Raw genomic sequence first — 19,545 nt, 5'->3', positions numbered from 1 at the left:
GCATGCACATCACCCTGAACCAACAGCCCCAGCCCGTGCCCCCCGGCTGGGAGGACGAACCCCTGCTCTGGCTGCTGCGCGAGCCCCTGGGCCTGACCGGCACCCGTTTTGGCTGCGGCGTGGGCCAGTGCGGCGCGTGCACCGTGCTCATCGACGGCGTGGCGCAGCGCGCCTGCCTGCAGACGGCCCGCGGGCTGCAAGGGCGGGCCGTGACCACCATCGAAGGGCTGGCGGGGCCCGACGGCACGCTGCACCCCGTGCAACAAGCATGGCTGGACCTGCGCGTGCCCCAGTGCGGCTACTGCCAGAGCGGCCAGATCATGGGCGCGGCGGCCCTGCTGCGCGCCACGCCCCGCCCGAGCGATGCCCAGATCGACGCCGCCATGTCGGGCCACCTGTGCCGCTGCGGCACCCAGCAGCGGGTGCGCGCGGCCATCCACCAGGCCGCCCGGGGCACCAAGCGATGAGGCGCCGCCAGTTTTTGGCAGCGGCAGGCGCCGGGGCGCTCACCGTCACGCTCGCAGGCTGCGGCCTGGTCCCGGTGATACCCAAGCGCCCCACCTCCACGGCCGACGACGCGCTGGGGTGGATACGGTACGAAGATGGCCGCTACACCCTGTGGCTGCCCGGCGCCGAGATGGGCCAGCAGATCAGCACTGCGCTGCAGGGCCTGGCCGCTGCCGAGCTGGGCGTGCCGCCCGCGCACGTGCACCTGCAACTGTCCGGCACCCGCGACATCGCCCGCGTGCGCGCCACCGTGGGCAGTGCAAGCGTGCAGGACTTTGCCCTGCCCCTGGCCCGGGCCTGCGCCACCCTGCGCGAGGCGCTGGCACAGGGCCAGAACAGCGGCACGCTGGCCGCGCGCGACATCCCGGCCAGCGCGCTGCGCAGCCTGCAAGCCCGCACGGAGCCTGCTACTGCCATGCCCACCGCAACGCCCGACGCTCTCGGCCAGCTGCACGCCATCATCACCGGCAAGCCGCTGTATGCCGGCGACACGCGCCTGCCCGGCCTGCTGTACGGCCGCGTGCTGCGCGCGCCCGTGTCGGCCGAGCTGGCCTCACACCCAAAAGCGTGGGATGACACCGCAGCCCGCGCCGACCCGGCCTGCGTGGCCGTGGTGCCGCACCCGCTCCTGCAGCAGATGGGCAGCCTTGGCCTGGGCATCGTCGCCCGCACGCCCTCGGCGCTGGACCGCATCGAGGCCGCCCTGGCCGTGCAGTGGCAGGTACCGCCAGGCACCGCGTTCGGGCAGGCCGCCATCGACGAGCGCATCGACATCGACACCCACCTCCACCGTGGCCCCCTGCAGCATCGCCTCCGCAAGGACGACCTGCCCGCAGACACCGCATGGGCGCTGGACCTGCGCATGGACGTGCCTCTGGCCGCCCACGCCCCCATCGAGCCCCGCAGCGCCACCGCGCACTGGCTGGCCGCCGCAGACAAAGGCACTGCCCTGCGCGTATGGGCGGGCACGCAAGACATGTTCTACGTGCGCGACGTGCTGGCCCGCCAGCTCAGCCTTGATGTAGAACGCGTCGACGTACAGGCCTGCCGCATCGGCGGCGGGTTTGGCGGCCGCACGCTGTGCACGGTAGAGCTGGAAGCCGCCGTATTGGCACAGGCGGTGGGCGCACCCGTGAAGGTGCAGTGGAGCCGCGCGCAGGAGTTTGCCCAGGGCTTCCAGCGCCCGCCCTCCAGCCACCGCATACGGGCACGCGTGCAGGGCGGGCGCATCACGCACTGGTGGCACGCGCTGGCCAGCAGCCACATCCTGTTCACGCCCGCCGCCATGCCGGTGTGGATGCAGAACCTGGCTGACCTTGCGGGGGACAGCGGCGTGTCGCGTGGCGCGCAACTGCCGTACGAAGTGCCCCGCCAGCGCATCGAGTTCACCGCGCAGCGCCTGCCCGTGCACACCGGCCCCTGGCGCGGCCTGGGCGCAGGGCCCAACACCCTGGCGGTGGAAAGCGCCATGGACGAGTGCGCACGCCTGGCCCAGGCCGACCCCTTGGACTGGCGCCTGCAACACACCACCGATGCACGCCTGGCCCAGGTGCTGCGCCGCGCCGCTGCCGAGGCCCGCTGGCCAGAGCGCCCCGCCAGCGACGCCACCACCTTGCGCGGCCGCGGCATTGCGGGCGGCATCTACAAAGGTGTGAGCTACGCCGCCGCCGTGGCCGATGTGGAAGTGTTACGCGCCACCGGCCAGGTGCGCGTGACGGCGCTGTGGTGCGCGCACGACTGCGGCCTGGTGCTGCAGCCCGACGGCGTGCGCGCGCAGACCGAGGGCAACCTCGTGTGGTGCCTGGGCATGGTGCTGCACGAGCAGCTGCCCGTGGCCCGCTCAGGCGTGGCCGCCGCCAGTTTTGCCGACTACCCGCTGCCACGCATGGGCGACGTGCCGCCACTGCATGTGCACCTGGTAAACAGCAGCGCGCCCCCCACTGGCGCGGGGGAAACCGTCATGGTGGCCGGGGCGGGCGCCATTGCCAACGCGCTGCGCGATGCCACCGGCGTGCGCTTTGGCCGCATGCCGGTGCGCAGCACGGACGTGCTGCGGGCGCTCAAGGCGCAGGGCTGAAGGCGCCAGGCAGAATCCGCCCATGCAAGACTTTGCCAGCGCCGCCATGGTCCGCCTTCTGGTGCGCGCCATGGCCGCCCACGGGCTGGAGCCACCGCCGCCGCCTGCAGCGGACTGCCGCATGCCCGACAGCCACGTGCCCCTGGCGTACAAGCGCAGCGTGGTCGAATCCTTGCTGCGCCAGGGCGGACTGGGCACGTTGCTGCTTCTGGCCCAACGGGTGGACATGCTCGCAGGCGACCCCGTGCACGGCGCTCTGCTGGGTGCTGCCAGCGTACCGGGGCTGATCGCGCGCTGGCAGCGGCTGGAACGGTATGTGCACTCGCGCCACCAGGTGGGTGTCGTGTCGAGCGGGCCTGACTTCATCTCGCTGCAGCACCAGGCGCGCACGGGCATCACCCCCGGCCCGCTGCCCGCAGAAAGCCTGGCCGTGATCGGCGTGCTGGCGGGCGCAAGCCAGGCCATCGGTGCCAGAGCGCTGCAGCTTGAAATCGGTGCCCCGGGAGCAGGCAAACCGCTTGCCGTGCTGCACGGGAATCCTTTGGGCGCGACCGATGTTCTGACGCAGCTGGCCGCGGTGGTAGCCCAGGGCAAAGCACACCACTGGACGCTACGCTGGAAAACAGACGAAGACCGAGACAGAGCAGAGCCCCACACCAGAGCCGGCACGCCGCCGCAAGCGTTCACCACGCTGTGCGACGCCCTGCCCTGGCCACCGCTGGCCCTGCAACTGGCGCGCCGGGTTCTGCGCGACCCGGCTGCCCCGCACACTGTCGATGCGCTGGCCGACGAGGCAGGCATGTCGCGGCGCAGCTTGCAGCGCGCACTGGCCCAGTGGGATCTGGGCTGCCGCCAAGTGGTGGCCGAGGCCCGCACGCGCGTGGCGGCCCAATGGCTGCTGGAGGGCACCCATGGGCTGGCCGAAATCGGATTTGCCTGTGGCTTTGCCGACCAGCCGCACTTCACACGGGAGTTTTCCCGCTACGTCGGCCTGCCGCCAGCGCGCTACCGGCAGGCGTTTGGGGCTGCCATCGCCTCCGAAACGCTATCGCTTCAATAGCAAACGAACCAATCAGAAATTTCGCCTGCGGCCTTTTTCACTCGGATTCAGATCCTGAAAGCGCTCGCTGGCCCGGCGGTGCGGGGCGCCGGGGCATGCCACCTTTGACTGGCATCGCCACCGTTGGAAGTGCCGCAGGCACCGCATCCAAGGCCGGGATGCCCATGCGCGTGGGCGAGCCCATCAAATCTGCCAGCGTCACACCATCCAGCACCGCCAGATACGCCTGCAAGGCTTGCCACAACACGCCCTTCAGGCGGCACTGGCCGCTCAGGCGGCATTCGTCGGTGGCCGGGTCAAAGCATTCGACCAGGTTGAAATCGGTTTCGGTGGCGCGCACCACGACCCCAACGTTGATGCCAGAGGCAGGGCGTGCCAGCCGGATGCCGCCGCCTCGGCCGCGCGTGGTCTCCAGAAGGCCCTGGGCAGACAGCTGCTGCACGATCTTCATGAGGTGGCTGCGCGAAATGCCGTAGCCCTCTGCAATCTCGGTGATGGTGACAGGCTGCACCCGCCCCTGGGTCGCAGCACAGTACATCAGCACGCGCAGCGTGTAGTCGGTCCATTGGGTCAGACGCATGGATTTGCCCCAGGTCAAGTAAAGAAACACACAGAGTACATTTTATTGAATAAAATATTCACATCGAATGAATCTTTAAGGAGCCACCATGAACGCCCGTATCGACAGCCTCCATTCCACCCCCGCCGCACTCACCGCCGATCAGCAGATCGGACAACTCGCGGTGCAGATTCCCGGCGCGACAGCCGTCTTCAGGCGGCTGAAACTGGACTTTTGCTGCGGCGGCCAGGTGAGCCTGGCCAAGGCAGCGGCCGACAAGGGGCTGGATGCCACCGCCGTGCTCGCAGAGCTGCAATCCCTGCAGCGCAGCGACGCCGTGCCCGATGCCGCCACCCCCACCGAGCTCATCGATCACATCCTTGTCCGCTACCACGAAGTACACCGCCAGCAGCTGCCCGAGCTGATCCGCATGGCCCGCCGCGTGGAAGCCGTGCACCGCGACAACCCGGACGTGCCCGTGGGCCTGGCCGATCATCTGGAAACCATGCAGGAGGAACTGCTGTCGCACATGCTCAAGGAAGAACAGGTGCTGTTTCCCATGCTCAAGAGCGGCGGCAAACCGTTTGTGGGTCAGCCCATCGGCATGATGCGCACCGAGCATGTGGACCACGGCGAGGCACTGGACAAGCTCAACGCGCTGACCCACGACGCCACACCCCCGCAAGGCGCCTGCAACACCTGGCGTGCGCTGTATGCAGGCATTGCGCAGCTGGGCGACGACCTCATCAACCACATCCACCTGGAAAACAACGTGCTGTTCCCGCTGTTTGAACAATCGCCCGTACCGGCGCAAGGGTGCGGACCCTCGGGCTGCGCCTGCAGCGGCGGCGCTGTGTGACGATGGACAGTGGCGCGCCAGAGCCCACACAGAACCGGGCACCGAGCGCTGAAACCATCACGCTGCTCGTGCACGGCTTCTATGCGGACGTGCGCCAGCACCCTCTGCTGGGCCCGACGTTCGAGCAAGCCATCGGCGACCGCTGGGACACGCACCTGCAACGGCTGGTGGACTTCTGGAGCACGGTGGCCCTGGGCACGCGCACTTTTCGGGGGGATGTTTTTGGCAAACACATGGCGCTGCAAGGCGTGACCCCGGCGCATTTTGCCGCCTGGGTGGGCTTGTGGCAGGCGCACACCCAGCGCCAGTTCACCCCCGAGGTGGCGCGCGAGCTGCAGGTCGTGGCCCACGGCATTGCGCGCAACCTGTTCAGAGGCTACTTCGGCAGTGAACCGGCCTTTGCACCGCCGCGCGACGGGCACAGCGCGCATTGAGTCGCAGACCCGCGCGGGGGCTCTGCGCGCAGGCTACTTCTTCTTGTCGCCGGGCGTGAAGAACAGCGCCAGGCCCACGGCAATCAGTGCCACCGGCCACCATACGCGCAGCAGCTCACGCAGGCTGATGCTGATGAGCCCCAGATTGGTCAGCAGAAAAAACACGCCCAGCACGACCAGTACGATCGCCGCGATATTTCCCTTCATGTGGACTCCCCCCGTTTGATGTTTGGCTGATGACTCGCGGATTATGGTGGCACGCCTGACGCCACGGCAGCCATGACGCTGGCAATTTTCAAAAGAGCCGCCCAGGGGCAGTGCATGCACCGACTGCCACACCGCCCTCGCCAGCCGTGGCCCCTACCCTCGCACGGCCCCGCGAGGCGCCTGCCGCAGCGGCTTGAGCAAATCAGACAAACCGTTGTGATCGATCTCATGCATCAGCGCCAGCAGCTGGCCCAGCTCGCCCTTGGGAAATCCCTCGCGCGCAAACCAGTTCAAGTAATTGCCGGGCAAATCCGCCAGCACCTTGCCCTTGTGCTTGCCGTACGGCATTTGCTGGGTGACGAGGCGCTGCAGCTTATCGGGATCGATCACGATACTCAGCCCCCCGCACGCTTGACCTTGTGGCCCAGCTTCTGCAGCGCTGCCATCACGCGCTCCACATGGTTGCCCTGCACCTCGATCACCCCGTCCTTGACGGTACCGCCGCTGCCGCAGGCTGTCTTGAGCTGTTTGCCCAGCTGCTCCAGCGCCTCGCCAGCCAGCGGCACGCCCTTGACCAGCGTCACCGCCTTGCCGCCCCGCCCCTTGGTCTCGCGCGACACACGTACGATGCCGTCGCCCGCAGGCACGGGCGCGGCCTGCTTGCAGGTGCACTGCGCCACCGGCTGGCGGCAGCCGGGGCACATGCGCCCCGCTTCAGTCGAGTAGACCAGCCCGCCCAGGTCGGCCAGCGATTTCATCGCGAGCCCCCCACGTCGGTCTGCAGCAAATGGAAATTCAGCAGGCGCGTGGCCAGCAGCGTCTCGGTCATGAAGCACAGCAACGCGAGCAGGAACGACACCACGCCCGCCAGAAAGCCGCCCACCGCAAACCGGTTGGACGCAAGCCCTGCCGTCTCTCCCAGAAACAGCAGGATGATGGTGATACCGATGAGAAACGCGCACACCGTGAGCAGCCCGATGCAACCATTGGCAAGGCGCCCGCGTTTTTGAAGGTCGCCCAGCTCGCGGTAGGCACGTGCCAGCAACTCCGGATCGGTGCTGGTGCGCGCCCGGTCCTCGACCACTCGCGCCCGGTCGATGATCCGCGCAAGGCGCCCCGCCACCGCGCCGATCATTCCCGATACCGCGGTCAGCAGGAACACGGGCGCAACGGCCAGCTGGATGCCGTGGGTGATCACAGATGAATCAAAGTTGAAAGCCATGGATGCGGTGCCCCGTCGGGCCAAAAAGATCACATTGAGGGAAGGCGCCGATTATCTGCGCGCGACGCCTGCATTGCGCCTGCAGGTCTGCCAGCGGTCGGGTGCAGCGACAATGGCCGCTTTGGTAGCCCGCCTGCCGTCTGGCGCGGCACCATGCTGCCGCGCCATGCGCGGCGTGCTCTCGCCCCGTATCCACTGCTTCTCCTGTCCGCGCCCTGCCCATGCCCTTTTCCGCCCTCGGTCTGTCTCCCGCTCTCGTCCACGCTGCCAGCCAGGCCGGCTTCACGGCGCCCACGCCTGTCCAGGCAGAGGCCATACCGGCCATCCTTGCAGGTACCGATTTGTTAGGTGCGGCGCAGACGGGCTCTGGCAAGACGGCAGCGTTTGCCCTGCCGCTGCTGCAGCAGCTCCAGCTGAGCGCCACGGGCGGGCCGCGCCGCGTGCGCGCCCTGGTGCTGGTGCCCACGCGCGAGCTGGCAGCCCAGGTGGGCGAGGTGCTGCGCAGCCTGGGCCAGCACCTGCAGCAGCCGCTGAAGGTCGCGATCGTTTTCGGCGGCGTGTCGATCAACCCGCAGATGATGGGCCTACGTGGAGGCGCCGACATTGTGGTGGCTACCCCCGGACGCCTGCTCGATCTGGTGGAGCACAACGCCCTGCGGCTGGGCGCCGTGGCGCATCTGGTGCTGGACGAGGCCGACCGCCTGCTCGACCTGGGCTTTGCCGAGGAGCTGCAGCGCGTGCTGGCCCTGCTGCCCGCACAGCGGCAGAACCTGTTTTTCTCGGCCACCTTCCCTGATGCCGTGCAGGCACTGGCCGACAGCCTGCTGCGCAGCCCCGTGCGCGTGGAAGTACCGCACACGCCTGGCAACGAGCCCGCCATCGAGCAGCGCGCTATCGCTGTGGATGCCAGCCGACGCACCCAGTTGCTGCGCCACCTGATCAAGGAGCACGGCTGGTCCCGCGTGCTGGTGTTTGTGGCCACGCAGTACGCGGCCGAGCATGTGGCCGAAAAGCTCTACAAGGCAGGCATTTTCGCGTCGCCCTTCCACGGCGGCCTGAGCCAGGGCGCGCGCAACCAGGTGCTGCAGGAGTTCAAGGACGAGCGCTGGCAGGTGGTGGTCACCACCGACCTGGCCGCGCGCGGCATCGACATTGCGCAATTGCCGGCGGTGGTCAACTACGACCTGCCCCGCTCGGCGGTGGACTACGTGCACCGCATCGGTCGCACGGGCCGGGCGGGCGAAAGCGGCATGGCCGTGAGCTTTGTCACGCCAGAGGCCCAGGCGCACTTTCGCCTGATTGAAAAACGCCAGCATCTGACGCTGCCGCTGGAACAGCTGCCGGGGTTCGAGCCCACCGAGGCCACGCCACCGCCATCCGCAACCGACCCTCAGGGCACCGGTGGCATCAAGGGCCGCAGGCCCAGCAAGAAGGACAAGCTGCGTGCAGCGCAGGCCGCAGCAGGCGACACAGGGGGCGATACGGGTGCGGGCAGCGCCGCCAGCACTGTGGCTGTGCCAGCAACCGGGCGTAAAACCACCGGCTGATCAGCAGCCCGGATGGCACTCAGCAGCGGTGCCAAATCCCCCTGGGGGTGCTTCAGGCGATTTCGTCGTCGCCCGGGTCTGCGTCATCACCCGCAGCAGCATCACGCTCGCCGGCCGGCCTCGGCTGGCGCTTGCCCGGCTTGGCCAGGATCTCCACATACAGCTGGGTGCCGCCTTCGGCGGCTACCGCGTTGATCAGGCCGGTCAGCTGCGCCAGGTGGGCGACCTGGGCGTCTTCGCGGGTGGTGCCGAAACGGCAGTCAAAATCCCAGAAGTCGGCGCCTTCGGGCAGGTCGCGGCGGCGTTCGCGGCGGATGTATTTGCGGATTTCGTTCTTGACGGCGTCCAGGATGCGGTCAGGATTCTTGCCTTCGATGCGCAGGGGGAAAATTTTTCTCATGGGCGATGGTACCGCCCGGCGCAAATATCCCTTTAACGAAGAAAGCGCCGGTGCCACAATGCCGCACCACTTTCTGGTCCTCCCCACCCGAATGCACCCCGATCTGGCCCTGTTGCAGCGTCTTCCCGCGGCGGTACTCATCACGCAGGATGGTGCCATCCGCTACGCCAACCCGTCGAGCGTGGCCCTGCTGGAGGCCGACAGCGAACAGGCGCTGATCGGCAGGCCCTCCGCCGACTTCGTGCACCCGCTGGACAAGCCGCGCTCCACCAAGCGCATCCAGGAAGTGGCGGGCCCCGAGCAGGCGGGCCGCCCCAACCGCGCGGCCGAGTTTCGCATCTGCACCACGCGGGGAAGCCTGCGCATGGTGCTGATCTCCAGCGTGGGCATCGAATGGGATGGCGCCCCCGCCGTGATGATGTGCGGAATGGACATGACGCACCAGAGCGAAATCCAGGACCAGCTGCGCGAGAGCGAGCAGAACTTCCGGCGCCTGTTCGACAGCATGCAGGACGTGTACTACCGCACCGATGCGCAAGGCGTGGTGCAGCACGTGGGCCCGGGCGTGCGCCGCGTGCTCGGGTGCGAGCCCCACGAAATCGAAGGCCGCACGGCCGAGTCGTACTACCCGCAAAGCTCCGACCGTGATGCCTTCAAGGCCGCCATCCTTGAAAAGGGCGAAGTTTCGGACTTCCCCGGCCAGATGGTGCGGCGCGATGGCGTGGTGATCGACATCTCCATCAGCAGCCATGCGCTCTATGACCAGGCGGGCAATTTCGCGGGCGTCGAGGGCGTGTACCGCGATGTGACCCAGCGCAAGAACCTTGAGCGCGAACTGCAGCGCCTGGCCACCACCGACATGCTCACCGGCATCGCCAACCGCCGCGCCTTCCTGGACGGCGCCGAGGCGGTGTACGCGCGGTGCCTGAGCCAGAACACCCCCTTTGTGCTGCTGATGCTGGACGTGGACCACTTCAAGTCCGTCAACGACCGGTTCGGGCACCTGGTGGGCGACCGCACGCTGGCCGCATTTGCCCAGGCGGTCAAGGCGCAGCTGCGCGAGGGCGACCTCTTGGGGCGGCTCGGTGGCGAAGAGTTTGGCGCCATGCTGCCCGACACCAACGTGCATGGCGGCACCGAGGTGGCGTCGCGCATCCTGCAAGCCATTCGCGACCTGCAGCTGGTCGACCTGCTGGGCAACGGCTACGGCATCACCGTGAGCGTGGGCCTGGGCACCGCCCACCCCGGCGACCGCAGCCTGCGCGACACCATGGACCGGGTGGACCAGGCCCTGTACACCGCCAAGCACGGTGGCCGTGACCAGCTGGCGATGTTCGAGCCGCTGTAGCACCACAGGCCTTACACGCGCTGTCCCGTCCATGCGGGCCTGACGCTTTCCGCAAGCGTCCTGCCCTGCCTTGCTGGCCGCGTCCCCCAGGCATCTGTGCATGCGAAACTCAAAGCTGCACGGTGCATGAAGCAGCCCTCACCGCGGCCAACACGACGGCCTTCAACACAGCACACCGCAGTGGCCGCGCGTTCACATGGCCCGGCGATGCGGCGTAAGGGCTTTACGGCACCAGCGGCAGCCAGCGATCCCCCGGGATGGAGGATGTCAGCACGGGCCGGTGGGCCAAACCGCGGTGGTCTTGCACCGCCAGCGGCGCGGCAGAAGACACGCCGAGCGCGGCGGCAGTGGCCGCGTTGACCGCAAGCGGGAGCCGCCGTGCGGCCTGCATGAACGCCGGGCCCTGCCCTACAGCGGTTGGCTCCGTCACCGGAGGGCCTTCCGAAAGGCGAAACTGCTCCACCGTGTCCAGCAGGCTTAGGGCTTGCTGCTTCAGCCCAGTGGATGTACCGGAGTTCTCATCCACCAGCGCGGCGTTTTGCTGGGTGGCCGCGTCCAGATGCCGCACCGCCTCCCCGATCTGCGCGATGCCGCGGGCCTGCTCCTGACCCGCCTCCTTGATGGCGGTGATGAGCGAGGCCACCTGCTGGACGTGTTCCACCGTGCTGGCCACCCTCTCGCCGGCCTTGCCCACCAGCATGGCCCCGCGCTCCACACCCTGAACGCTGGCGGAGATCAGTCCACGGATCTCACGTGCCGCCGTGCCGCTGCGCTGCGATAGCCCACGCACCTCGTTCGCCACCACGGCGAATCCACGGCCCTGGTCCCCCGCGCGGGCCGCCTCCACCGCAGCATTCAGGGCAAGCAAGTTGGTCTGGAAGGCGATGTCATCGATCACCTTGATGATGTCGGTGACCTTTTGCGACTGCGACCGGATGACCTGCATGGTGGTGATCACCTCGTGCATCGCGCTGCCGCCCTCGTTCGCAACACGGCTGGCCTGCTCTGCAAGGTCGGCAGCGCGCAGGGCGTTGTCGGTGTTGTGCTGCACCGTGATGGCCAGCTGTTCCATCGAGGCCGCCGTCTCCTGCAGGCTGGACGCCTGCACCTCGGTGCGGCGGGCGAGCTGCTGCGTGCTGCCCGCCATGGCTGCAGCTTCGTGGGCAACGGTTTGGGTGCTTGTGCGCACCTGCGCAATCACGCGCGCCAGCTGCTGGTTCATGTCACGCAGCGCGCCCAGCAGCTCGGCGGTCTCGTCGGTGCCTTCCACAGGGATGCGGGCACTCAGGTCGCCGCGCGCCACCGTGCGCGCCAGCGTGACGGCACGCCGCAAGGGGACCGATATGGACCGTGTGATGACCCAGGCCATGGCGGCACCGGCCAGCAGCGCGGCGCCCGCTGCGCCCAGCATCCACCACAGGATGCGCTGGCTCAGCGCCTGCGCTGCAGCAAACTCGGCTGCAGCCACGTTCACCTGCAGGGATATCAGCTGGTCGATGGCAGCCTGCACCCGGGGTGCCGCGGGCCGGATGCGCGTGAGGTAAAGCTCGGAACCATCGTCGTACTTGCCCGCCACCAGCGCGGTTGATGCCGGCACCAGCGCCTCGGCCAGGTAGGCGTCGTTTTCGTCCGCAAATGCCTTCGCCAGGGCCTGCTCCTGCGCGCCCAGCGTTCGGGACGTGTAGGTTTTCCACAGTTCCCGGATGTGCTCGACGTTGGTGGTCAGCGCCGCGTGGCTGGCCTGCAGATTTGCGGTGCCGGGGTCCATCAGCATGTCCATCACGAGCACACGGTTGCGCTGCGTGAGGTCGCCCAGCTCTGCGAGCACCCCCATGGGTACGGTGCGGTCGGTGTACAGCGTTTCACTGCGCTCGGCCAGTCTTGTGGCGCCCGAAACGGCCCCTGCGGCCAGCGCAGAGATCAGCAACAAAAGCACTGCAAACGCCAACGCGAGACGGGTGCCTATTTTCATTTTTTGGAGCATGCGACGGTCCTTTGGGGAGTTTTGCCAAAGCCCGGCCAGGGTATTGCGGTGGAATACGGCCAAAGGGCTTGCGCCAAGCTATTCGTTTCAAGTGACAACACCGTGACGCGGGGTGAATGACCTTGCAACGCACAGGCCGTGTTACCAACGCTGTTACAAGGTTGATAAAGTACCCTTCAGACATGGATTCAAGGCCACACTGAATTCACTAGCAGAACGCCTGTCGATATGAACAGATCAGAAAATAGCTAAAAACAAATGAATATTCTCCGGCACCTCCTCTGGCTTCCACTTGTACTTTTGCAGGCTATATCTGCGCATGCTGAAACCGCCGCGGGCGCAGGCTCGTCTGCGGCTGCACCGATCTACCGCAGCTGGGCCAAGGCGTACTCGCAGGCCGTGGGCCACGCAGTGGAATACGAATCCATTGGCTCTAGCGCAGGCATGAAGAAAATCCAGCAACAGGCCGTAGGCTTCGGCGCCACAGACGTCTATCCATCCGACAAAGACCTGGCAGAGCACGGCCTGCTTGCCTTGCCGGTAGCCATAACCGGCATTGCGCCCGTGGTGAACCTGCCAAGGATGCAGGGAGCGCCCTTGCGCCTGACGGGCGAGGTGCTCAGCCGTATCTTCATGGGCGAGATCACCCGCTGGAATGCAGCCGAAATCGCTGCCCTCAATACCGACATGACGCTGCCCGACCTGCCCATCAAGGTCGTGGTACGGGCAGACGGCTCGGGAACCACTTATAACTTTGCGGATTATCTTGGCAAGGTCAACCCAAAATGGAAAGCTGCGTATGGGGCCAGGAACAGCTTTGCATGGCCCGCCGGTTTTCTGGCGTTCAAAGGAAGCGAAGGCGTAGCCAAGGGCGTGCGCGAAACGGCGGGCTCCATCGGTTATGTGGATTATGGTTATGTGGCGGACTACGGCCTTTCGGCGGTTCAGATAAAAAATGCCGACGGTGTCTATATCAAGCCATCCATGGATGCATTCCGCTCTGCGCTTTCCAACAGCGACTGGGCGGCATCGGGCAGCTTCAACACCACATTGACGCAGCGGCCCGGTAAATCCTCCTGGCCCATTACCATGGGCACGTTTGTCGTGTTTCCCAAGGTGGCTCGCAACCCTGAACAGACGGCCGCTGCACTGCGGTTCGTGATCTGGTCGTTCCTGAACGGCGACAGCCTGGTGCAGGAAAACAACTTCGTGCGGCTGCCGGACCGCGTGCAGGCGTCGGCCTTCAGGCAGATCACCGCGGTGCGCGACCCGCAGGGAAGAGCGCTGGGAATGGGGCTGTTGTCGTCAATCCACCCACCGAGCCCCTGAAACGTCATGAGCGCCAGCGCCGTGCCCGGCACGCGGGTGCGGCCGCACAGCCCGAAGCGGCAAAATGCATCGCATGAGCTCCCCACCTTTCCCCAGCGGGCCAGCACCGCAGCAGCACAGGCCCACCGCCGCTACCGCCCGGGGCGAACAGCACCCGACACCGCACAAGGACGAGATCGCGCTGCTGGAACCCTTTGAACGGCTGGGGCTGGACCGCATCACCCTGGTGACGACCGCAGCCCAGGCCGACCTTGCCTGCGCTGCGATGGCAGATGCCCCCGCGTGGGGATTCGACACCGAATCCAAGCCCACCTTCGTGCGCGATGAGGTTTCGGACGGCCCGCACATCGTGCAGCTGGCCACGCTGGAGCGCGCGTGGGTGTTCCAGCTGCACGAACCGGGCTGCCGCGCCCGGGTGGCCGAGTTGCTGGCGTTGCGTGGGGTGACCAAGGCGGGCTTTGGCCTGGGGGACGACACCAAGCGCATCCAGCGCAAGCTGGGCGTGCAGCCCGCCGACGTGCTCGAGCTGAACACCGTGTTTCGCCAGCGCGGCTACCGCAAGGACATGGGCGTCAAGGGCGCTGTGGCGGTGCTTTTCAACCGGCGCTTCATCAAGTCGAAGAAAGCAGCGACTTCCAACTGGGCAAACCCCAGGCTGACAGAAGCGCAGCTGGTCTATGCCGCCAACGATGCATGGGCAGCCTTGCGGGTCTTCCATGCGCTGGGAAGTCCTGCTGCGGAACGCTAAGCCCTGCGCATCACCAAACGCTATGAAACATATAGCATTCAGGCATTATTTATAAAAGGCCTCAGCCCACTTTGGCCTGATTTTCTGCCTGCAGCGCCTTACAGGCGCGCCGCCAGCCGGGCGGCCTGGTCGATGGCGCGCTTGGCATCGAGCTCGCCCGCCTCCAGCGCGCCGCCGATGCGGTGCGGCTTGCGGCCTGCAGCCTCCAGATCCTGAGCCAGGCTGAACAGCGGCACCTGCCCGGCACACAGCACCACGGTGTCGCACGGAATCCAGGTCGGGTCCTCGCGATTTTTGCCGTACGACACCAGCAGCCCCTCGTCGCCGATGCGCTCGTAGTTCACCCCGCTCACCATCTGCACCTCTTTCATCTTGAGCGCGGTGCGGTGGATCCAGCCCGTGGTCTTGCCCAGGCCCGCGCCCAGCTTGCCCTGCTTGCGCTGCAGCAGCGTCACCTGGCGGGCAGGAGGCGTGGCGCGCGGGCCGCTGGCGGCCAGGCCACCGCGCGCCTGGGCCGGGTCGGTGATGCCCCACTCGGCCTTCCAGGCAGGCAGGTCCAGCGTGGTGGAGGGGTGGTCGCCGTGCGTCAGGTATTCGGCCACGTCAAAGCCGATGCCCCCTGCACCGATGACCGCCACACGTTGCCCCACCGGCTTGCCGTGCCGCAGCACGTCGATGTAGCTCAGCACCTTGGCGTGGTCCTGTCCGGGGATCTTCGGGTCGCGCGGCTCCACGCCGGTGGCGACGATCACCTCGTCATAGCCCATCAGGTCCGCGGCCTGCACGCGCTGGTTCAGGTGCAGGTGCACGCCCGTGTCTTCCACGCGGTGGGCCAGGTAGCGCAGCATCTCGTGGAATTCTTCCTTGCCCGGGATGACCTTGGCCATGTTCAGCTGCCCGCCGATGGCCGCTGCCGCGTCGAACAGGTGCACCTGGTGCCCGCGCTCGGCGGCCACCGTGGCGGCGGTCAGGCCTGCCGGGCCCGCACCCACCACGGCGATGCGTTTTTTGGACGATGGCGCGGCAATGGGCCGGTACACCAGCTCCGTCTCGTGGCAGGCGCGCGGGTTTACCAGACAGCTGCTGGTCTTGTTCTGGAACACATGATCCAGGCAGGCCTGGTTGCAGGCGATGCAGGTGTTGATGCGGTCGGCCTTGCCCTGCGCCGCCTTTTTGACAAAGGCCGCATCGGCCAGCAGCGGCCGCGCCATCGACACCATGTCGGCGCAGCCGTCAGCCAGCACCTGCTCGGCCACCTCGGGCGTGTTGATGCGGTTGGACGTGACCAGCGGCGTGGTGATGCCAGCGGCCACGAACTCGGCCTTCATCTTCTGCGTGACCCACGCAAACGCCGCGCGCGGCACGCTGGTGGCTATGGTTGGCACACGCGCCTCGTGCCAGCCGATGCCGGTGTTCACGATGTTGGCCCCGCCCGTGGCCACAGCCTTGCCCAGCGTGACGATCTCGTCCCAGGCGCTGCCGCCGGGCACCAGGTCGATCATCGACAGGCGGTAGATGATGATGAAGTCCGGCCCCACGGCCTCGCGCATGCGGCCGATGATGTCCACCGGCAGACGCATGCGGTGGCTGTAGTCGCCGCCCCATTCGTCGGTGCGCAGGTTGGTGGCCTGCGACAGGAACTGGTTGATGAAGTACCCCTCCGAGCCCATCACCTCCACGCCGTCATACCCGGCCTCGCGCGCCTTCATGGCGCAGTTGACGAAAGCGCGGATCTGGCGCTCCACCCCGCGCGCCGACAGCGCAAACGGGGTGAACGGCGAGATGGGCGACTGCAGGCGCGACGGCGCCACGGCCAGCGGGTGGTAGGCATAGCGGCCGGTGTGCAGGATCTGCAGCGCGATCTTGCCGCCCGCGCCGTGCACGGCGTCGGTCACCACGCGGTGGCGGCGCGCTGCGCCCGAGGTGGCGAGCGTACCGGCAAACGGCTTGGCCCAGCCCGCGATGTTGGGCGCAAAGCCGCCGGTCACGATCAGGCCCACATCGCCCTCGGCGCGCTCGCGGAAGTAGGCGGCCATGCGCGTGAGGTCGCGCCCATCCTCCAGCCCTGTGTGCATGGAGCCCATAAGCACCCGGTTCTTGAGGGTGGTGAAGCCCAGGTCCAGGGGGGCAAGCAGGTGCGGGTACAGGGCGGCGCCGGGCATCGAGGCCGCGGCCGCAGGGGGTGCAATGGAGGAAGGATGCATGGGAACCATCGTGAACTAGAAGTATTTTCTAGAACTTTATTCTAGAATCCTGCTCCATGGCAAGCCGCAATTCCCCGCCCCCCAATGCATCCACTGCCGAAGCACCCACAGACCGCCGCCAGGACATCCTGAATGCCGCCCTGGCCTGCGCGGCCGAAGGCGGTGTGGATGCGGTCACCATCGACGGCGTGCGCGCGCGCTGCGGGGCCAGCGTGGGCAGCATCTACCACCACTTTGGCAACCGGGATGGCATCGTGGCGGCGCTGTTCTTCGAGATCTTTCACGACCAGTCGCGCAGCGTGCAGGCGCAACTGGATTCCGCCCATGGCGTAGAGGCGGGCGTGCAGGCCCTGGTCACGGGCTATCTGGACTGGGTGGTGGCGCAGCCCGAGCGGGCGCGCTTTCTGTTCCAGGCCCGCGGCGCCGTGGCTGCTGGCCCGCGCAAGGCCGATCTGGCGGAGGCCGCACGCGGGCGCAACCAGGCGCTGGTGGCGTGGTTCGAGCCGCACCGGGCGTCTGGCACGCTGCGCGACCTGCCCTGCGAGCTGATGCCTTCGCTGGTGATGGGCCCGGTGCAAAGCTATTGCCGCGCCTGGCTGTCCGACCGCTCAAGCCACGGCACGCTGCCCTCGCCTGCCACCTACCGGGCCGAGCTGGCCGACGCAGCATGGCGGGTGGTGCAGGCGTGACGGCACCCAGCGTGGCACCCGCCGAAGCAACATCACCCGGACACATGGGTCGCTTCGACGTGCAACGCTGCGGCAAGCCGCGCGTCAAAACATGCCTGATGGCGGCCGCGTTGGCGGCGCGAGCCCTGGCTCAATAGTGCGGGGGCAGTTCGTCGCGCAGGTTTCGCGCACCACCTGAGCCCGCTTCCGGCGCCTGCTTGCGCAGCTCGATCACCTCGTGGGTCAGCCGGTCGATTAATTGCTGCTGCTGGTAGATCGTCAGGTTGAGCTGGTCCAGTAGGTCTTCCATGAAGCTGGACTTGATCTCCAGGGCTTCAAGGCGGCGGAGGGTGTCTTCAGGTGTGGTGTCGGGCATGGTCAGCGGGGTACGGGTACGACGTGGAGTTCGCTGGGGTGGTCCAGCAGCCACTCCGTCAGCGCCACGGTGCAGCGGATGTCTTCATGGAGCGGCAGGTCCTTGCCCACCACGAAGCGCAGCAGGACATAACCCTGGCGCCCATCGCGCTCGATCTTGCGAAACGCGTCGCCCCAGGAACGGGCGGCGTACTGAAAGCGCGATGCATAGCCTTCCTGCCGGTCAGGCGGCCAGCAGGCAATGCGCGCCCCCGGCCCGCCGTGCGCCCAGCGCCGCGCATCTTTCGGGTCGGTGTACAGCTCCACCTGGTAAGCCGTTGCCTGGGCGCGCTGCAGCACGATGCCGGAGATGGCACGCGTATCGTTCACGTTGGGCACCGTACGCGAGAACACCGGCTCGAACGGCTGCCCCTGCACCCGCTGCACACGCGCGTTGCCGGCCTCCAGCGTGGACGTGCGGCGCGCATAGCTGGCAGCCACGCAGTCGGGCGCTTCACATCGGTTGCGCTCGCGCAGCCAGCGCAACTGGGCGCGGCGCAGCGCTGCCAGCGCTGCGTCATCGTCGGGCTTGGACTGGGCGGTGACGTACACCTGGCTCAGTTGCTGATCGGCCAGCGCCAGCGCAGGAGTGGTGCAGATCCAACGCTCCACCGCCTTGCTGGCGCGCTGGCAGTCGAACGCCGGGGTGGACGCGTCGGGAGGCTGTTCAGGCTGGGCGTGCGCGGCCAGGCTGACCAGCAGCGTGCCCACCAGCGCGGCAAGCCGATGACTCATCGCGCCGCTCAGATCGCCTGGCCCAGCCGCGCCACGCCTTCGCGGATCTTGTCCACATCAGCCGTGGCAAACGACAGGCGGAATGTGGCGTGGTCGGGGTTGGCGCAGAAAAACGGCGTGCCTGGCACAAAAGCCACGCCCTTTTCAATGGCCCGCTTGGCCAGCACATTGCCGTCGGCCACCTTGCCGCCTGCGCCCGTCAGGCGCGCCCACACAAAAAGGCCGCCCTGGGGTTGCACGAACTCGACAGCGTCACCCAGCTCGCTGCGTAGCGCGTCGCCCATGGCCTGGGCGCGCTCGGCATACACCTTGCGCACATTGGCCAGCGTGGCGGGCATGCGGCCAGCCTTGAGGTACTGGGCGGCCGTAGCCTGGGCAAAGGTGCTGGTGTGCGCGTCGCTGAACTGTTTGCACATGGTCGCCTTGCCCAGCAGCTCGGTCGGGGCAATCATCCAGCCCACGCGCAGGCCCGGGCTCAGCACCTTGCTCAAGGACCCGCAGTGCACCAGCAGCTCGCGGCTACCCGGTACCGTGGCCGACAGGGCCAGCAGGCTGGGCGGGGGTGCGTCGCCAAAGTACAGGTCACCGTAGGGGTCGTCCTCGACGACCAAGGTGTTGTGCTTCACGGCCATCTCGAGCACCGCCTTGCGGCGCTCCAGGCTCAGCATGGCGCCGCTGGGGTTGCCGAAGGTAGGGATCAGGTACACGAACTTGGGCTTGTGCTCGGCAATCAGCTGTTCCAGCTCGTCGGTCTTCACGCCGTGGCCATCGATGGGGGCGCTGATGAGTTCGGCGCCATACAGGCGGAAACACTGAATGGTGGCCAGAAAGGTGGGGCCCTCGACAATGACCTTGTCGCCGGGGGAAATCAGCGTCTTGCCCAGCAGGTCCAGCCCCTGCTGGCTGCCGGTGGTCACGATGAGGTTGTCTGCGAGCACGTCTTTCGCGCCCTTGCTGGCCATGAAAGCGGCCAGCTGCTCGCGCAACGGGTTGTAGCCCTCCGTGGCGCCGTATTGCAGCGCGGCACCGGGCTCTTCGGCCAGTGCAGCGTTGCTGGCAGCGCGGATGCCTTCCACATCAAACATGGCGCTATCAGGGAAGCCGCCCGCAAAGCTGATGATGCCGGGCTTGCCCAGCAGCTTGAACAGTTCGCGGATGGCAGAGGTTTCTACGTTGTTGAGGCGATCGGCAAATTGCATGGCGCGGACAGTGTGGAATGGTTGGACGAATCCGGCATTGTCGC

Annotated in this window: 21 protein-coding genes; 10 read left to right on the top strand and 11 right to left on the bottom strand. The window is 67.3% G+C overall.

Annotation, left to right across the window (positions count from 1 at the left end; all coding sequences use genetic code 11):
• The first annotated feature begins 2 nt into the window (after positions 1-2).
• The 3 genes from ACTPOI_RS18060 to ACTPOI_RS18050 are packed head-to-tail and all read left to right on the top strand — an operon-like array spanning position 3 to position 3,644.
• Positions 3-467 carry a (2Fe-2S)-binding protein gene (locus tag ACTPOI_RS18060; protein ID WP_440111267.1) on the top strand — a complete coding sequence of 155 codons (465 nt, stop codon included), beginning with the start codon at positions 3-5 and terminating at the stop codon, positions 465-467.
• Positions 464-2,584 (top strand): molybdopterin cofactor-binding domain-containing protein, encoded by a 2,121-nt coding sequence (locus ACTPOI_RS18055; protein WP_440111265.1) that lies wholly within the window; start codon positions 464-466, stop codon positions 2,582-2,584. Before ACTPOI_RS18060 ends, ACTPOI_RS18055 begins: the two co-directional genes overlap by 4 nt.
• A 22-nt stretch (positions 2,585-2,606) precedes the next feature.
• Positions 2,607-3,644: a helix-turn-helix transcriptional regulator gene (locus ACTPOI_RS18050; protein WP_440111263.1), complete on the top strand. Its 1,038-nt coding sequence runs from the start codon at positions 2,607-2,609 to the stop codon at positions 3,642-3,644.
• A 37-nt stretch (positions 3,645-3,681) separates the two neighbouring features.
• On the opposite strand, the gene ACTPOI_RS18045 is transcribed toward ACTPOI_RS18050, so the two are convergent.
• Positions 3,682-4,224 carry an RrF2 family transcriptional regulator gene (locus tag ACTPOI_RS18045; protein ID WP_440111261.1) on the bottom strand — a complete coding sequence of 181 codons (543 nt, stop codon included), beginning with the start codon at positions 4,222-4,224 and terminating at the stop codon, positions 3,682-3,684.
• An 88-nt stretch (positions 4,225-4,312) separates the two neighbouring features.
• Between ACTPOI_RS18045 and ytfE the strand changes: the two genes are divergently transcribed.
• Complete coding sequence (gene ytfE / locus ACTPOI_RS18040) at positions 4,313-5,062, top strand: iron-sulfur cluster repair protein YtfE (protein ID WP_440111259.1); 750 nt, start codon at positions 4,313-4,315, stop codon at positions 5,060-5,062.
• 2 nt (positions 5,063-5,064) lie between these two features.
• The gene (locus tag ACTPOI_RS18035) at positions 5,065-5,496 is read left to right on the top strand and encodes a group III truncated hemoglobin (RefSeq protein ID WP_440112670.1); all 432 of its coding nucleotides are present in this window, start codon (positions 5,065-5,067) and stop codon (positions 5,494-5,496) included.
• Between the two features lie 33 nt (positions 5,497-5,529).
• Here ACTPOI_RS18035 and ACTPOI_RS18030 read toward each other — a convergent pair whose 3' ends face one another.
• From ACTPOI_RS18030 to ACTPOI_RS18015, 4 genes are all read right to left on the bottom strand, one after another.
• The gene (locus ACTPOI_RS18030) at positions 5,530-5,703 is read right to left on the bottom strand and encodes a LiaI-LiaF-like domain-containing protein (RefSeq protein ID WP_197506377.1); all 174 of its coding nucleotides are present in this window, start codon (positions 5,701-5,703) and stop codon (positions 5,530-5,532) included.
• Positions 5,704-5,856: 153 nt separating this feature from the next.
• Positions 5,857-6,090, bottom strand: a complete 234-nt coding sequence (locus tag ACTPOI_RS18025; protein WP_440112668.1) for a DUF3820 family protein — start codon at positions 6,088-6,090, stop codon at positions 5,857-5,859.
• A gap of 8 nt (positions 6,091-6,098) precedes the next feature.
• Positions 6,099-6,461, bottom strand: coding sequence for a translation initiation factor Sui1 (locus tag ACTPOI_RS18020; RefSeq protein WP_440111257.1), 363 nt, complete (start codon positions 6,459-6,461; stop codon positions 6,099-6,101).
• Complete coding sequence (locus ACTPOI_RS18015; RefSeq protein WP_440111255.1) at positions 6,458-6,925, bottom strand: DUF2721 domain-containing protein; 468 nt, start codon at positions 6,923-6,925, stop codon at positions 6,458-6,460. Before ACTPOI_RS18015 ends, ACTPOI_RS18020 begins: the two co-directional genes overlap by 4 nt.
• A 221-nt stretch (positions 6,926-7,146) precedes the next feature.
• Between ACTPOI_RS18015 and ACTPOI_RS18010 the strand changes: the two genes are divergently transcribed.
• Positions 7,147-8,472 (top strand): DEAD/DEAH box helicase, encoded by a 1,326-nt coding sequence (locus ACTPOI_RS18010; RefSeq protein WP_440111253.1) that lies wholly within the window; start codon positions 7,147-7,149, stop codon positions 8,470-8,472.
• Between the two features lie 52 nt (positions 8,473-8,524).
• Here ACTPOI_RS18010 and ACTPOI_RS18005 read toward each other — a convergent pair whose 3' ends face one another.
• Positions 8,525-8,872, bottom strand: a complete 348-nt coding sequence (locus ACTPOI_RS18005; RefSeq protein ID WP_440111251.1) for a DUF6172 family protein — start codon at positions 8,870-8,872, stop codon at positions 8,525-8,527.
• A 91-nt stretch (positions 8,873-8,963) separates the two neighbouring features.
• Here ACTPOI_RS18005 and ACTPOI_RS18000 point away from each other — a divergent pair, with 91 nt between their 5' ends.
• Complete coding sequence (locus ACTPOI_RS18000; RefSeq protein ID WP_440111249.1) at positions 8,964-10,220, top strand: sensor domain-containing diguanylate cyclase; 1,257 nt, start codon at positions 8,964-8,966, stop codon at positions 10,218-10,220.
• 223 nt (positions 10,221-10,443) lie between these two features.
• On the opposite strand, the gene ACTPOI_RS17995 is transcribed toward ACTPOI_RS18000, so the two are convergent.
• The gene (locus tag ACTPOI_RS17995) at positions 10,444-12,192 is read right to left on the bottom strand and encodes a methyl-accepting chemotaxis protein (protein WP_440111247.1); all 1,749 of its coding nucleotides are present in this window, start codon (positions 12,190-12,192) and stop codon (positions 10,444-10,446) included.
• Positions 12,193-12,462: 270 nt separating this feature from the next.
• On the opposite strand from ACTPOI_RS17995, the gene pstS reads away from it, so the two are divergent.
• The gene (pstS, locus tag ACTPOI_RS17990) at positions 12,463-13,533 is read left to right on the top strand and encodes a phosphate ABC transporter substrate-binding protein PstS (RefSeq protein WP_440111245.1); all 1,071 of its coding nucleotides are present in this window, start codon (positions 12,463-12,465) and stop codon (positions 13,531-13,533) included.
• Between the two features lie 73 nt (positions 13,534-13,606).
• Entirely contained in the window at positions 13,607-14,281 is a 675-nt protein-coding gene (locus tag ACTPOI_RS17985) for a 3'-5' exonuclease (protein WP_440111243.1), read from the top strand.
• A 98-nt stretch (positions 14,282-14,379) separates the two neighbouring features.
• Here the strand turns inward: ACTPOI_RS17985 and ACTPOI_RS17980 are convergent, their stop codons facing one another.
• The gene (locus tag ACTPOI_RS17980) at positions 14,380-16,443 is read right to left on the bottom strand and encodes an oxidoreductase (RefSeq protein WP_440112666.1); all 2,064 of its coding nucleotides are present in this window, start codon (positions 16,441-16,443) and stop codon (positions 14,380-14,382) included.
• Positions 16,444-16,541: 98 nt separating this feature from the next.
• Between ACTPOI_RS17980 and ACTPOI_RS17975 the strand changes: the two genes are divergently transcribed.
• A complete protein-coding gene (locus ACTPOI_RS17975; protein WP_440111241.1) occupies positions 16,542-17,174 on the top strand; it encodes a TetR/AcrR family transcriptional regulator in 633 nt (210 codons plus the stop codon).
• A gap of 130 nt (positions 17,175-17,304) precedes the next feature.
• Here the strand turns inward: ACTPOI_RS17975 and ACTPOI_RS17970 are convergent, their stop codons facing one another.
• The 3 genes from ACTPOI_RS17970 to ACTPOI_RS17960 are packed head-to-tail and all read right to left on the bottom strand — an operon-like array spanning position 17,305 to position 19,501.
• Positions 17,305-17,529 (bottom strand): SlyX family protein, encoded by a 225-nt coding sequence (locus ACTPOI_RS17970; RefSeq protein WP_440111239.1) that lies wholly within the window; start codon positions 17,527-17,529, stop codon positions 17,305-17,307.
• Positions 17,530-17,531: 2 nt separating this feature from the next.
• On the bottom strand, positions 17,532-18,302 hold the full coding sequence (locus ACTPOI_RS17965) for a lysozyme inhibitor LprI family protein (protein WP_440111237.1): 771 nt from the start codon (positions 18,300-18,302) through the stop codon (positions 17,532-17,534).
• An 8-nt stretch (positions 18,303-18,310) separates the two neighbouring features.
• Positions 18,311-19,501: a PLP-dependent aminotransferase family protein gene (locus ACTPOI_RS17960; RefSeq protein ID WP_440111235.1), complete on the bottom strand. Its 1,191-nt coding sequence runs from the start codon at positions 19,499-19,501 to the stop codon at positions 18,311-18,313.
• Positions 19,502-19,545: the final 44 nt, after the last annotated feature.

Source organism: Acidovorax sp. BL-A-41-H1 (assembly GCF_051942715.1).
Note: the sequence above shows the minus strand (reverse complement) of the source record. Positions and strands in the feature narration are given on the sequence as shown.